Here is a 13764-nt window from a genome sequence, read left to right as displayed (position 1 = left end):
ACCGGGGGGAAGGTCACACCTATTCCCTCAATGGAGAAATAGTCTCGCTTTGTTGCGGTGTGTGTCCGCCAAGTCAACGAAGGCACGCAGGTAATCTATATCAGCGTCCACCTCGCGGAATCCCAGAAAAATCTGCTTGGCCAAGCCACGCTTCCCCAGCTTTACCGGCGCGACGTCGAACTTGGCTGATTGATCCTCGACCAACCAGCGCGGCAGGGCAGCCACACCGCGACCGCTGGCGACCATTTGCAGCATGATGTCGGTGGTCTCGATGATTTTGTGGCGCTTGGGTGCAGCCCCGGCAGGGATCAGGAATAGCGTGTAAATGTCCAGCCGCTCGATGGCGACCGGGTAAGTGATGAGTGTTTCTCCCGAGAGTTGTTTGGGTAGTACATATTCCACCCCGCGCAGCGGGTGCTGCGGACCAACGACCAGCACTTGTTCGTAGTCGAATACCGGCTCAAAGGTGAGGCCAGGTTTGTAGAGCGGATCAGGGGTTACCAGCATGTCGATTTCATAACCAAACAATGCACCGATACCGCCAAATTGAAATTTCTGTTTTACATCCACATCCACGTCCGGCCATTGCGCGAGATATGGGGAGACAATCTTCAATAACCACTGATAACACGGGTGGCACTCCATGCCGATGCGCAGGCTGCCGCGTTCGCCCTGCGCAAATTGTTTTAAGCGTTCCTCGGTATGCACCAGTTGCGGCAACAGACGGTTGGCAACTGACAACAGATATTCACCTGCCTGAGTCGGACGCAAGCTGCGCCCCTCGCGGTACCAGACCGGCAGACCCAGTTGCTCTTCCAGCTTGCGCACGGTGTGGCTCAAGGCGGATTGGGTCAGGTGCAGTTTTTCTGCGGCGGCGGTCAGCGAACCGTGTTGTGATACGGCGCGGATGATTTCCAGGTGGCTGCGTTCGAGTATGCCCATAAGTCTATTGCATGAAAAATAATAATTGATGGTTGAAATAATATCATTTTATCTCATGGGATGATTTTTCTATCATTGCGCTCCTGTTCTCATCTGAAAGAAAAATCATGGTCGTCACGCATAACTTGGGTTTTCCGCGCATAGGCGCGAAACGCGAACTGAAATTTGCCCTGGAGTCTTACTGGAAGGGGCAGTCCTCCATATCCGAACTGAAAATCCAAGGCACAGCACTGCGCAAAACGCATTGGAATGTGCAATCCGGCCTAGACTGGAGTCCGGTGGGCGATTTTTCTTTCTACGATCAAGTGCTTGATATGAGCCTCACACTTGGCAATCTACCCCTGCGCGCACGCGACTACCATGGCGATCCGCTGGATAATTATTTCAGAGTCGCTCGCGGGCGTTCCGCACAAGGTACCGAGGATCATGCGGGCTGTTGCAGCGGGATCGCTGCGGGCGAAATGACCAAGTGGTTCGATACCAACTATCACTATATCGTGCCGGAATTTACTGCCGACACCGAATTCAAGCTGGATGCCACACGTCTGCTGGCGCAACTAGCCGAGGCTAAGGCGCAGGGCGTGCATGCCAAGCCGGTGATCATCGGCCCCGTCACCTATCTGCGCATCGGCAAAACCAAGGATGACTCCAGTCGACTGAACCTGCTGCCGCGTCTGTTACCCGTCTATTCCGAACTGCTGGACACACTTGCAGCACAAGGCGTGGAGTGGGTGCAAATCGACGAGCCCGCCTTGGTTACAGAATTGGATGCCGATTGGCAGAACGCTTACAATCTAGCTTACCACCACCTCAAGAGCATTCGCATCAAGCTGCTGCTGGCGACTTATTTCGGCACACTGCAAGAGAATCTGTATTTGGCATGCAATCTGCCGGTCGCCGGTCTGCATCTGGATGTCATCAATGCACGCAACGAGATACAGCCGCTGTTGAATCTGGTGTCTTCACACAAGATCGTGTCGCTCGGTGTCATCAATGGTCGCAATATCTGGAAGACCGACCTCAATGCCACGCTGGACTGGCTGGAACCGCTGGCCGAGCGCCTTGGTGAGCGTTTGTGGATCGCGCCGTCCTGCTCGCTGCTGCATGTCCCTGTGGATTTGAACAGCGAGCAGAAGCTGGATACCGAGATCAAATCCTGGCTGGCCTTTGCGGTACAAAAACTCGATGAACTGCGTGTGCTGGCCACCGCATTGAATCAAGGCCGTGCCGCCGTCGCCAACGAATTGAAAGCGAATCAGGGCGCACTCGCCAGCCGCCGCGCTTCGCCTCGTGTCAGCAACCCGGCGGTCAAGCAGGCACTGGCTCGCATCACACCTGAACTCGGACAACGCCAGAATGCCTATCCGGTGCGCGCCGAGAAACAGGCAGCATTTCTGAAGCTGCCGCTGTATCCGACCACCACCATCGGCTCGTTCCCGCAGACGGCGGAAATCCGCCAGGCGCGCAGCCAGTTCAAGGCGGGCGAGATCAACAATACCGACTACCAGAGCGCGATGCAGGCTGAAATTGCGCGCTGCGTGCGCGAGCAGGAAACACTGGGGCTGGATGTACTGGTGCACGGCGAGGCCGAGCGCAACGACATGGTGGAATACTTCGGCGAACAACTGGATGGCTACGCCTTCAGTCACTTTGGCTGGGTGCAGTCTTACGGCTCGCGCTGCGTAAAGCCGCCCATCCTGTTCGGCGACATCAGACGTCCGCAAGCGATGACGGTGGAATGGATCAAATACGCACAATCACTGACCGACAAGCCGATTAAGGGCATGCTGACCGGGCCGGTGACGATGCTGAACTGGTCCTTCGTACGCGACGACCAGCCGCGTTCGGTTTCCTGCTACCAACTGGCGCTGGCAATCCGCGAGGAAGTTCTGGATTTGGAACAGGCCGGGGTGCGCATCATTCAGATTGACGAGGCCGCGTTGCGCGAAGGATTGCCGCTGCGCCGCGCACAATGGCAATCCTATCTGGACTGGGCGGTGGAATCCTTCCGTATTGCTGCCAACGGCGTGACAGACGAGACGCAGATTCACACCCATATGTGCTATTCGGAATTCAACGACATTATCGCCGCTATCGCCGACATGGATGCCGATGTCATTACTATCGAGACCTCGCGGTCGGATATGGAGTTGCTGGATGTTTTCGACCATTTCAAGTATCCGAATCAGATCGGCCCCGGCGTGTATGACATCCATACGCCCAACATCCCGACTGAACAGCACATGGTGGAGTTGATGAAAAAGGCCGCCCTTCGTATTCCAGCCGAACGCTTGTGGGTGAACCCGGATTGCGGTCTGAAGACACGCCAGTGGGCAGAGGTCATTCCCGCACTGACCCACATGGTGGCGGCGGCAAAAACTTTGCGTGCCGCAGCAGTTTGAATCAAGGTCTATTTACATCCTCCCCAGCTTGAATGCTGGGGAGGAATTGATTGGCAAACCGCACGCCATGGAGCCTGTCCCGATCTATTGGATGTAAATGGATGTGTTTTGGATGGCGCACTTGAAATGGGTGTAATTGGGTGTATCATTGGTTCCGTGATTAAAACCGACACAATCCATATCACCCCGGACATTCTGTCACTGATCGCTAGAATTGATGAATTCAAGGGGGCGTGGCGCGCCTTGGGGACGCTCGCCCCAGACAGGCTGTCTGCCCTGCGCCGCGTTGCCACTATCGAAAGTATCGGCTCGTCAACCCGGATTGAGGGCAGCAAATTGTCCGACCGCGAGGTCGAGGGATTGCTGTCCAACCTGCAGATCAAAAACTTCAGCAGTCGTGACGAACAGGAAGTGGCTGGCTATGCGGAAGTAATGGAGCTAGTTTTTTCGTCGTGGAAAGACATCACATTCACCGAAAACCATATCAAGCAATTGCACCAGAATCTGCTCGTCTATAGTGAAAAAGATGCATGGCATCGCGGCAATTACAAGACCACATCCAATAGCGTCGCAGCCTTTGATGAAAACGGCACGCAGCTCGGTATCGTGTTTCAGACAGTTTCACCATTCGACACGCCACGTTTGATGACCGAACTGGTGACATGGGTACAGGAAGAACGCGATTCAAAACACCTGCATCCGTTACTAATCATTGCAGTTTGGGTAGTCGTGTTTCTGGAAATTCACCCATTTCAGGACGGCAACGGTCGCCTTTCGCGCGTGCTCACAACCTTGTTGCTGTTGCAATCAGGCTACGCCTATGTGCCCTATAGTTCACTGGAAAGCGTCATCGAGCAAAGCAAGGAAGCCTACTATCTGGCACTGCGTCAAACCCAAGGGACGATTCGCAGCGATGCCCCGAACTGGCAACCATGGCTGGTGTTCTTCCTACGTTCGCTGACGGAGCAGGTCAAGCGACTGGAAAAGAAGGTTGAGCGCGAAAAACTGGTGCTGGCCACCTTACCGGAACTTTCGTTACAAATCGTCGAGTTTGCCCGCGAGCATGGTCGTGTCACGATCGGCGAGGCAATCAAACTGACCGGTGCAAGCCGCAATACACTCAAGCAACATTTCCGCACGCTGATTGAACGTGGGCACTTGAACCAGCACGGTAGCGGACGGGGTGTCTGGTATGAGCTTCGGTGAAACCACTCATCTAGGACGCGGGTTCAATTCCCCAATCGCGCTATTTGAACCCGCGTCGCCGTGACACTCGGCGCACTTACCCACCGGCAGCAAGTTGTCAATCCAACGATGAGACGCTTTGAAGAACAACAACCTCGATGCCGCCACGCTCGGCAAAATCGTTTTCGCTCGCTTTCTCACTTTACCGCTCAAGGCCTATGATCGAAGCGTAGAAAAAATTGAGCTTTCTCCGCATTTCCGGTCGCTCAAACCCCATGTGGAAGTATCAGCACTGAATAGTGCAGTACTGTGCGCACAGACTGTGGAGCGATCTTCAAGTGCACCTTTGGCATTAGGGGAAATTCGCACGTCAGAAGGTTACCCAAGCTTTGTCTACCATCGGACGGCCTTCGTCCGCGAATACCGCTTCGACGAGGACGAAATAGAGCGCATGAAACTAGCGCAAGGTATTTTGCCGGAAATACATTCCATGCTTCATCGGCTACGCCTCATCAATAGCCGCAACCGATTGACTCATGCATTGATGCATTCGCTCATTGACGTTCAGGCGGAATATTTGATGTCTGGGAATCCGCTTGATCTGGCAGCCATGCCCCAAGCGCGTCTAACGAGAATATTGGCAGAGCGTGCCCAACTTCCCATGGTGGCCGACGTAAGTAGAGTGTCGCGCCTAGTGCGTGGACTGGCCTTCAAAATGCCGGATGGCAAAATTCAGCCATTAACGACACTCCTTCCCAACGAACGCCAACTCCATTGCCATCGCATTGATCACTTGATGAAATTGGAAAAAACGCTGATTCTGGAGAGGCGTATCGAACATCCTCTGCCAGACGAGGCTGTCGCCTCACTGCTCGCGCAGCAATATGGAGTTTTGATCACGCGGCGCTCGGTCGCCGCGATACGCCATCATCTGGCGATCCCAGACTGGCGTCGCCGTGCCGGACGTGAAAGCTATTTGTCCGTGGCTGGTGGGTTCTCTCCTCTCCTGCCCATGACGCAACAGGGAGTCAGCGCCATGATCCCTTCCCATTCTGGCGTATATGAAATCCACGCGACCAGTCCCTGTGAGGATACCGTCATGCCAGATAGCCAACTGTCGACTGAGCGAACACAAGTTGTATATATCGGTTCGACCAGGAATTTGCGCAAGCGTTTGTCAGATCATTTGCGCGGCAATGGTAGTGTATTATTATTCAGCGCACTAGCTGAGGGGGGCGCAAGAGTAAGGTACCGTGTAGTGAGCGAAGACTGGCGTTTGCTGGAGCGACAGTTGTACCATGCTTTTTGCGAGACGTTCGGTGCACCATCGCCATGTAATCGGATGAGTCCATGAAAAATAACAATCATCGTGTAATGGAAAGAACATTGCGCAAGCAAGCAAGCAAGCAAGCAAGCAAGCAAGCAAGCAAGCAAGCAAGCAAGCATAACGACCGGTTCGTCTCTTCCGAATGGGTGGCAGCGAGGGCCGGAGAAATGAAGCCGGTTGCTGAAACTGTCGAGTCAGTGATTGCAGCCCTCGGCCTGAACGATGCGGAAGTTTCGACACGCAAGGCATTCCTCGGCTTTTCTGAAGCAGATATCCATCTCCTGAAAAAACTCCACGAGGTACTCGATGGATTGGGACCTGAATTCGCCCAGCGCTTCTACGACCACATGCTGCGTTTTCCGGAAACGCGTCGCTTCATACCAGACCCCGAAACGCTGGGGCGTCTGAAACAGACCCAAGGCGAATACTTCGATTCTCTCACTGCCGGGAATTATGACTCCGACTATGTCCGTCACCGATTGCGCGTCGGCATTGCACATCAGCGCATCGGCTTGGAAACGCAATGGTATCTCGGCGCGTACGCCAAATACCTTGTGGATATCATGCCTGAAATATGGCAACGAATGGGCGAGGAACATGAACAATACATTCCCACCCTGCAAGCACTCCTCAAGATCGTCCTACTGGACATGGGGCTTGCCGTCGACACCTACATCCACGCTGATCGCCGATCGATTCTTGCGCTCAAGGAATATGCGGAACTGGTGTTCTGCGCCATTCCTGACGGGTTGGTCGTTCTAACTTCTGATTTCACCGTACTTTCCGCGAACCGTGCATTTCTCAAGCGATTCAATCTGACTGAGGCAGACATGCGTGGACGCTCTTTCCTCGCCTTTGTGGTTGCCGACGGACTCAACGACAAGCTCTGCGAGGTGCGCGATTCCGCTATCGCCCAGCACGATCTGCTACTCGACATGGGATTGGTCGGAGCATCAGAGCGCAATCCAGTGCGTGTAACCCTTACTGGCATGCGTCTTGCGGAAGAAGAAGAAGAAGAAGAAGAAGCCCGTATTCTGGTCGTTGTGGAAGACATGACCGAGCAAACCCGTTTGCAGCAGGCGCTCAAGGAGAGCGAGGCTACCTTGCTGCACGCTCAGGAGGTGGCACATATTGGAAGTTGGAAGCTGGATTTCAAGACCGGAACCTTTTCTTGGACACCGGAAGTGTCCAGGATCATTGGGCTGCCTCTGGACGCGCCAATCAGTCATGAGTTGTTTCTCGACCAAATCCATCCAGATGACCGGGAAATGGTCAATACAGCCTGGACTGCGGCAATCAATGGTGCGCCGTATCACGTCCAGCACCGCATCGTGGCGCGTGGCAAGATGCGCTGGGTAGAAGAGAGGGCTGAGATTGAATTCGACCGCAACCACCAGCCGGCAATGGGAATTGGCACTATCCAGGACGTTACGGATCGCAAGACCGCCGAAATGCGGATCGAAAATCTGGCCTTTTATGACACCTTGACAGGACTGCCCAATCGCGCGCTGTTCATGGACCGCTTGAGGCATGAACTGGCAGTTGCGGAACGGCGTAGCCAACGGCTTTCATTGTTTTTTCTCGATCTCGACCGCTTCAAGGAAATCAACGATACCATGGGGCATGATGCGGGCGACTTGGTGTTGTCCGAGGTAGCTCGCCGCTTGAAGCTGGCTTTGCGGGAAGATGAAACCCTGGCGCGGCTTTCCGGCGACGAGTTCGTGATCATTGCCGCAGATTCTGTGCAAACGGCTGGTCATATCGCCGACCGAATCGGTCGTGCGCTGTCCGCGACCTTCCATATTAGCGGCCAGAGTTTCATGCTATCCGCCAGCATTGGTATCGCGGTCTTCCCGGAAGACGGACGATCTACAGAAGATCTGCTCAAGCATGCCGATATCGCAATGTACCGTGCCAAGGGTGATGGCGGCGGCTATCGTTTTTACCGTTCTGAAATGGGCGAGGATTTGCTCCGGAAAATCACCGTTGCCAAGCGACTGGAAGAAGCGTTGGTGAATGGTGGTTTGCAGCTCCACTATCAACCCCAAGTGTATCTATCCAACGGCAAACTGGCAGGGGCCGAAGCGCTGGCCAGATGGCAAGATGCCGAGTGGGGTATCATGTCGCCAGCAGACTTCATTCCCATAGCTGAAGAACGTGGCTTGATTGGGCGCTTGGGCGAATGGGCTCTCCACGAAGCATGTAACCAGGTACACCTCTGGCAGGAACGGAATTGTCCTATGCCGGGCAAGGTGGCAGTCAATGTCGCGGCAAAACAATTCGAGGATGACGATTTCGTAGACCGGATGCTACGGATCGCCCGGGAACACCGTATTGCAGCTAGTCACATTGAACTAGAACTTACGGAAAGCGGCATGATGCGCGACCCAGAGCGCGCCATCGACATCACCCGTGCGCTGGCTTCCGCCGGTTTCTCGCTTTCGATTGACGATTTCGGCACCGGATATTCTTCGCTCTCCTACCTCAAGCGTTTTCCGGTGAATAAGTTGAAGATCGACATCTCTTTTGTGCGTGACATGCTGACCGATCATAACGATTACTCCATCGTCAGCACCATCATCGCCATGGGAAAAAATCTGGAACTGGAAACGCTTGCCGAGGGAGTCGAGCAGGCTGGGCAGGCCAATGCACTTCTTACTCTGGGATGCCAACTTGCTCAAGGCTATCACATCGGCCGACCGATTCCTGCCGAAGAGTTCGAAAGTAAATGGCTGATTCGACCGTGAGCCTGACTTGTTACTGTTTACCTACTCTGGCGATAGACTTTAGCGTGACCATCGGCAAATCCCTGTGTATTGAAGATTTGTTCCCATCCCTTTTGCGTGTCTCCGCCGCCTGCCTTACCCAGCTTTCCGGGTCATGAAGCGCTTTCTGCAACTGTTCTTCACTCAAATCGCCGCAACGTACTGCGACTTGTCTGATTCCCTCGTCATGGTGGGAAAGCATCATATCCAGGTGCGTAGGAAACATACATGCCACAGAAAGGTTGAGCTTACCAGCCGCCCAATGAACTCCAGAATCGAAAGCATAATCCGGCAGCCGGGATTCAATCTCGCGTTGTGCCACGGACAGATTTGAGAGAACACGACCGGTCAGGAGTTGGCCATCTGAAATGCTTGCCGCTGTAACAGCGCAAAGATGAGGTGTATGGCTTTCCATGCGTTGCAGTTTCTCGAAAAGCATCTCTGCTGTCTCTTGGGCGGACAACAGTTGATCGATGATGACTTTCAGGTTTTCATTCTGAGACGACATGGCTACCCCTTGAAGTTCGATTTACGTTAGAGGACTTGATTGATAAACCGTGAATCACGCCAGTAGAACCTCAAGGATGCGGACTACCAAAATCGACGCGCGCACGCAGTTCTAGACCGGCCTTGAAGCGTGGGACATATTTGCCGGGAACGGGAACTGAGACTCCGTTCTTTGGATTGCGTCCCATCCGCGGAGGACGGTAGTTAAGGCCGAAACTGCCGAAACCTCGGATCTCAGTCCGCCCTCCCCTGGACATGGTGTCAGCCATGGCATCCAAGATAATGGTGACTGCCAGTTCTGAGTCTTTGATGGTGAATTTCGGAAAACGATCAGCCAGTTTTTTTATAAGTTCAGAGCGTGTCATTTTATTCAACTGCCAGCTTTAGGTTGGTTTGAGTGATACTGATACTTCACCACATGCCCCGAGCAACTTTTTATACCTTCGGATCTGGGCACTCCTGACCAATCCATTCATCGTACTGTTCCGGTGAAATCATGCCGACCTCTCCGGACTTTTCTCTCATCTTGTAAATGAGGGAGTACAACGAGGATAGGCTTTCAAGAAGATTGACCATGTATCTTTTTCGTTCGGACTTTGACCATGCGCAGAATTGAGCCGCCCTGCTTCCAATCTTTTCTTCAAGCACGGGAGATTGTGGATCGAGTTGTAGCCACCTATCTTTTATCAATGGCGCGAGGCCTTCAAAGTCATCCTGCAGCGCATTTTCAATTACCCACTCAAGCGCGTACGTGATGGCCTGATGCTTTTTTCCAGAGTCTATGAAGGCAAGTGACGTTCGCAATATGCGATGTTGGGCTAACAATACTGGCCATAAAATCTTAACGCCGTATTGAACGCCCTGCTCTTCAAAATTCCTCGGTGGCTCGATAATCTCGCGCTGACGTTCAAATGCCTTTCTAACGTCATACGCAAGGCCAATAAAAAACCCTTCAACATCTCGAATCAGCGGAGAACGCTCATTCACATCATGGATGACTTCATGCAACACCTTCAGCGTGCCATAGTCACCAATCAGCATGATTCCACCGTGATTCTTCAGCAGTCTGTAACTTAGCACTGTATTAACTCTCTTGAATTGGCGACAACAACGCAGCTCGCGTGTCTTCTATTCGCATTTACTTTCGTCATTCCAACTGCTAGTCATTCAGTGTCTGGATGTGATGCAGCCCAATCATGGGCGACTTGGACTACATCATCGATGTCGTATCCCATGTGTTCGCCAGAGACGAACATCTTCGCGGTCGCAGCCGCATACATCACGGCTTCTGAAATCATAAGAGCACCAGGCTCATTACCCTCGCGGATCAGGTCGCCCAACCGCTCACGCGCCTCCAATATCTCGCCAAAGTGCATGAGGCGGTTCAGATATGCTTGATGATTCTTAGCTTCCAATTCGTTCAATTGCCCCTTGGCTGCCAGCATGCCGCGATTAATCGGCATGTCCGAAAAAGAGTATTGTTTTCCATTCATCTCAAGAATCGGACGCGCACTTGGATTTTCTACTGGCATGGTCATCCTTGCAGCAGCCTGATAGGTTTGAGATACAAACTTGAAAATCTCGAAATCAACGGGCAATAACATATCATCGAGCCAGTTTTCGTCTTGCCTCAACTCTTCTGGCGCCAATTTCTTACGCTTGTGTTCTCCCATCCCCTATTCCTCCGTCCATGTCCGCGCGACATAACTTGCCGCGAGAATCTGAGCTATTGTAGTTAATTAGTCGAATTACTGGTAGAAACGATGCGTCATTACGACCTATCACTTCATATCTATCCAGTTCGGAAACTTGGATGGAAGTGCTCTGGTTATCCAGAATCGCATCAAATGTCCTGTTGGATCCTGTTATTCGATGCCCTCTCTGAAGAATTTCAGAAAACCTGGTACCGGGCGGCTCGTACCCCAGTTCTTCTATGAACTTCAACAAGTCACTCAAAGCATTTTCCGCATTATCGAACAGCGCAATCATGCGTTTGGCTTTGTCGATATTTCCATTTCCGTCGATTACAACCTCTTTGTCCATGATGATCTCCTGTTTGTTGGCACACGCGGAAGTCCGCGTGATTGAACAAGCTATCACGGCTTTTTGAAACCTATTTCCTACGGCTCGATTTCCAACTGCAGACCACAAATAGCCCTTATGAAAAACTATACGGTATGAAAAATTATATGGTCCCCGAACGCAAACGACGGGTGTGAAAAAACCCGCCATCCATTCGTGACTGGCGGGCTCTCACAAAGTCTTGCAGCTTACTTCTTGCCGCCGTTCACGGCTGCTTTCAGCGTAGCGCCAGCCTTGAATGCCGGAGCCTTGGAAGCCTTGATCTTCAGCTCTGCGCCGGTAGCAGGATTGCGGCCGGTACGTGCTGCGCGCTTGCGAACTTCAAACGTGCCGAAGCCAACCAATGCAACGTTGTCACCCTTCTTCAGGGTGCTGGTGATGATTTCGATCAGTGCTGCGATGTTGCGATCTGCGTCAGCCTTGCTGCTGCCGGTCTTTGCGGAAAGTGCGTCAATCAGTTCCTTACGGTTCATGCTTATTCTCCTGTGTGGCGGTTAATTGTGATGGGAAGCATATCTCTGCACCAAGTGCAGAGATATGCTTTACTTATTGGAGTGCATTGTTATGTTTAACATCAATTTTCTGTGACACAACCGTTCTAGTAAACTTTTCCTTCAAATTTCAAATGGAATCACTTGATTGGTTGAAAGACGATTTCAATTAGGTTTTTGTCGTCTATCGACTTACTCTTTTCCAATTTTGCATAAGCCTTAACGAAGGCTGGATTCGATTGTGGTTTTCTTTCCCCCGCCTGATCAAAAACGACGATGTGTTTGAAACTGATGCCTGTTTCCGCTCCCAAGTCACCGCTTCCGTTGAGCGCCTTTGAGTCGTGGCCTCTGAGCAAATTAAGAAACTCTGCGACCTGCTTTGTATTGAAGTGCTTGGAATATGCTGGCTCAAGTAGGGTGGTTAACTTGTCTGCGATTTCGATTCGAATATCTGCTGCAATATGAAGGTCACACCCCCCTTTTTGTGGGCGGATTACACCAATAATATCGCCACTATCGATATCGACTTCAGCAACACGCCCCCTCCCTTGAAGCGCAACAGCAATTGATATTTTGGCAATGTAATATACAAAATGAGGAGTTATCGGAAGGCCAATTCGACCTAATTCTTGCAACGCCGCACTTTGAATGCTCAATGCATATAGTTCGTTTAATCTTCCAATCAGTTTCAACAATTTTCTATTATTGAGCCTTTCGGCACTTAAGGTACGTAGATTCTTAAACTCCCCCCAATCAATTGAGTAATACTTTCCATCAATCTGATAGACCTGATGCTTGCGGTCGATCTGATCAATCGTCAGTTTAAGTAGTGAGGCCTCTGTTTTCACGTCAATCGAGTTAAGGGTTCCTTCGACACAAAGAACCTGATCATTTGTAATTTTGTTATGGGTCAAGTCGCAAGTTTGCGAAATCACCAACAGCACGACATTATTTTCACAGGCAGCCTTGTATACATTAGCAAATCTAATTTCGGCGACACCAGCATCTAATAGTACTTGTTCTGTGCTTGGGAAAAATGACGCCTCGTAGAACAGTGCAGGGATTAGTTGTTGAGGCTTTAGTTGCCCTAACAGAACCTCATCGGAGTCTTGGACGATTCTTGCTGGGCCTACAAACTCAGCACACCTAAGCAGCTTTGATGTAAGCACCTGCCCGAACAGCCATGCTAAATATTCATCGAGCGTGTCTTCCTTTTGAAGCTGCGCAGCATGAAATGTAGCCAAATCCTCTAATTCAAGATCGTCGATTGATTTGGTAATTTCTGCAGCCGCATTTTGATAGCCCTTCTTGAGCCCTTTGTATACAGAGTAGAACCCAGACAACCTTTCTGAAGTTGTCTCTTGAAAATATTTCGCATGATTTACGATGCGACAAGAAAAATCAGCATCTGTTTTCGGTACAAAACGAAAATAGCTGGAGCGAGTTTTCGAATCAAGACGAAATGCTTTAGCCTTTGTTTCTCTATCTTGGCTTCTTAAGGAAGTGCTAATTAGCAAAACAAGTGGGGGCTTAGCGTCATCACTGTTAATGCAATGATCAGAAATTGCACTTAGCCACAAATTGCTCTCCCTGATTTTCTCTGGGTCAGCCTCCTCTGATAGTACGTAATCGAGAACGATGACTTCTGGAATTCGTAGCTGGGTGGCATCAGGCAATTGCTTTTGAAGAACGACTTCGAAGCCTTTTTCCTCCAGCTCCTTTCGGACTTGTTCTAGCAAAATAACGGACTCTCGCCAGATATTTGCAATTTCTCCCCAGTTATCCTGCAACTCATTGAACTTCGGTGACGAAGATAGTCGTTGCCAGAATTTTATGTCTTGCTCTGCCTCCCGCAACCAAGCATCAAAATACGTTGGGTCTGAAACTTCACCAGTTGTTCCATATTCCGAAGAAAACCAGTCCCTCACATCTTGATAGTCTTGAAGTATTTCCCGAATCTGAGGTATGCAAGAAACGAGCTTGCCTCTGGCAGGCGCGGCCCAAGCATCATCAATAAATAGGACTTGTGGTTGACGTTGCTTTTCTGCAGACAAAGAATCCAT

12 protein-coding genes are annotated in these 13764 nt (G+C 51.4%); 4 read left to right on the top strand and 8 right to left on the bottom strand.

The features are described 5' to 3' along the window. Positions 1-27 precede the first annotated feature (27 nt). Positions 28-936 carry a LysR substrate-binding domain-containing protein gene (locus ACYPYQ_RS04955; RefSeq protein ID WP_459721210.1) on the bottom strand — a complete coding sequence of 303 codons (909 nt, stop codon included), beginning with the start codon at positions 934-936 and terminating at the stop codon, positions 28-30. A gap of 113 nt (positions 937-1049) precedes the next feature. Here ACYPYQ_RS04955 and metE point away from each other — a divergent pair, with 113 nt between their 5' ends. The 4 genes from metE (at position 1050) to ACYPYQ_RS04935 (ending at position 8603) form a co-directional block, all read left to right on the top strand. Continuing rightward, a complete protein-coding gene (gene metE / locus ACYPYQ_RS04950; protein ID WP_459720632.1) occupies positions 1050-3344 on the top strand; it encodes a 5-methyltetrahydropteroyltriglutamate--homocysteine S-methyltransferase in 2295 nt (764 codons plus the stop codon). 108 nt (positions 3345-3452) lie between these two features. Next, positions 3453-4550, top strand: a complete 1098-nt coding sequence (locus ACYPYQ_RS04945) for a Fic family protein (protein ID WP_459720628.1) — start codon at positions 3453-3455, stop codon at positions 4548-4550. A 118-nt stretch (positions 4551-4668) separates the two neighbouring features. Next, complete coding sequence (locus tag ACYPYQ_RS04940) at positions 4669-5883, top strand: GIY-YIG nuclease family protein (protein ID WP_459720625.1); 1215 nt, start codon at positions 4669-4671, stop codon at positions 5881-5883. Continuing rightward, positions 5880-8603 carry an EAL domain-containing protein gene (locus ACYPYQ_RS04935; RefSeq protein ID WP_459720622.1) on the top strand — a complete coding sequence of 908 codons (2724 nt, stop codon included), beginning with the start codon at positions 5880-5882 and terminating at the stop codon, positions 8601-8603. The genes ACYPYQ_RS04940 and ACYPYQ_RS04935 overlap by 4 nt, the downstream gene beginning before the upstream one ends. Before the next feature lie 10 nt (positions 8604-8613). Here the strand turns inward: ACYPYQ_RS04935 and ACYPYQ_RS04930 are convergent, their stop codons facing one another. The 7 genes from ACYPYQ_RS04930 to ACYPYQ_RS04900 all read right to left on the bottom strand — a co-directional run bounded on the left by ACYPYQ_RS04930 (position 8614) and on the right by ACYPYQ_RS04900 (position 13764). After that, positions 8614-9129 carry a hypothetical protein gene (locus ACYPYQ_RS04930; protein WP_459720619.1) on the bottom strand — a complete coding sequence of 172 codons (516 nt, stop codon included), beginning with the start codon at positions 9127-9129 and terminating at the stop codon, positions 8614-8616. 70 nt (positions 9130-9199) lie between these two features. Then, positions 9200-9493 carry an integration host factor subunit beta gene (locus ACYPYQ_RS04925; RefSeq protein WP_459720616.1) on the bottom strand — a complete coding sequence of 98 codons (294 nt, stop codon included), beginning with the start codon at positions 9491-9493 and terminating at the stop codon, positions 9200-9202. Positions 9494-9563: 70 nt separating this feature from the next. Then, on the bottom strand, positions 9564-10208 hold the full coding sequence (locus ACYPYQ_RS04920; protein WP_459720613.1) for a DUF6904 family protein: 645 nt from the start codon (positions 10206-10208) through the stop codon (positions 9564-9566). 83 nt (positions 10209-10291) lie between these two features. Then, positions 10292-10801, bottom strand: a complete 510-nt coding sequence (locus tag ACYPYQ_RS04915; RefSeq protein WP_459720610.1) for a hypothetical protein — start codon at positions 10799-10801, stop codon at positions 10292-10294. Beyond that, complete coding sequence (locus ACYPYQ_RS04910; protein ID WP_459720607.1) at positions 10782-11171, bottom strand: hypothetical protein; 390 nt, start codon at positions 11169-11171, stop codon at positions 10782-10784. The genes ACYPYQ_RS04915 and ACYPYQ_RS04910 overlap by 20 nt, the downstream gene beginning before the upstream one ends. Before the next feature lie 227 nt (positions 11172-11398). Further along, on the bottom strand, positions 11399-11683 hold the full coding sequence (locus tag ACYPYQ_RS04905; RefSeq protein ID WP_459720604.1) for an HU family DNA-binding protein: 285 nt from the start codon (positions 11681-11683) through the stop codon (positions 11399-11401). 158 nt (positions 11684-11841) lie between these two features. After that, a complete protein-coding gene (locus ACYPYQ_RS04900) occupies positions 11842-13764 on the bottom strand; it encodes a hypothetical protein (RefSeq protein WP_459720600.1) in 1923 nt (640 codons plus the stop codon).

The sequence above is a fragment of the Sideroxyarcus sp. TK5 genome (assembly GCF_054601595.1).
The sequence above is the reverse complement of the archived record's forward strand: the minus strand, read 5'-3'. Positions and strand labels throughout refer to the sequence as shown.

What these genes read in the sequence shown, in the direction of transcription:
- metE (WP_459720632.1), top strand. Translation starts at nt 1,050, where the DNA reads ATGGTCGTCACGCATAACTTGGGTTTTCCGCGCATAGGCGCGAAACGC.
- ACYPYQ_RS04935 (WP_459720622.1), top strand. Translation starts at nt 5,880, where the DNA reads ATGAAAAATAACAATCATCGTGTAATGGAAAGAACATTGCGCAAGCAA.
- ACYPYQ_RS04930 (WP_459720619.1), bottom strand. Translation starts at nt 9,129, where the DNA reads ATGTCGTCTCAGAATGAAAACCTGAAAGTCATCATCGATCAACTGTTG.
- ACYPYQ_RS04925 (WP_459720616.1), bottom strand. Translation starts at nt 9,493, where the DNA reads ATGACACGCTCTGAACTTATAAAAAAACTGGCTGATCGTTTTCCGAAA.
- ACYPYQ_RS04915 (WP_459720610.1), bottom strand. Translation starts at nt 10,801, where the DNA reads ATGGGAGAACACAAGCGTAAGAAATTGGCGCCAGAAGAGTTGAGGCAA.
- ACYPYQ_RS04910 (WP_459720607.1), bottom strand. Translation starts at nt 11,171, where the DNA reads ATGGACAAAGAGGTTGTAATCGACGGAAATGGAAATATCGACAAAGCC.
- ACYPYQ_RS04905 (WP_459720604.1), bottom strand. Translation starts at nt 11,683, where the DNA reads ATGAACCGTAAGGAACTGATTGACGCACTTTCCGCAAAGACCGGCAGC.
- ACYPYQ_RS04900 (WP_459720600.1), bottom strand. Translation starts at nt 13,764, where the DNA reads ATGGATTCTTTGTCTGCAGAAAAGCAACGTCAACCACAAGTCCTATTT.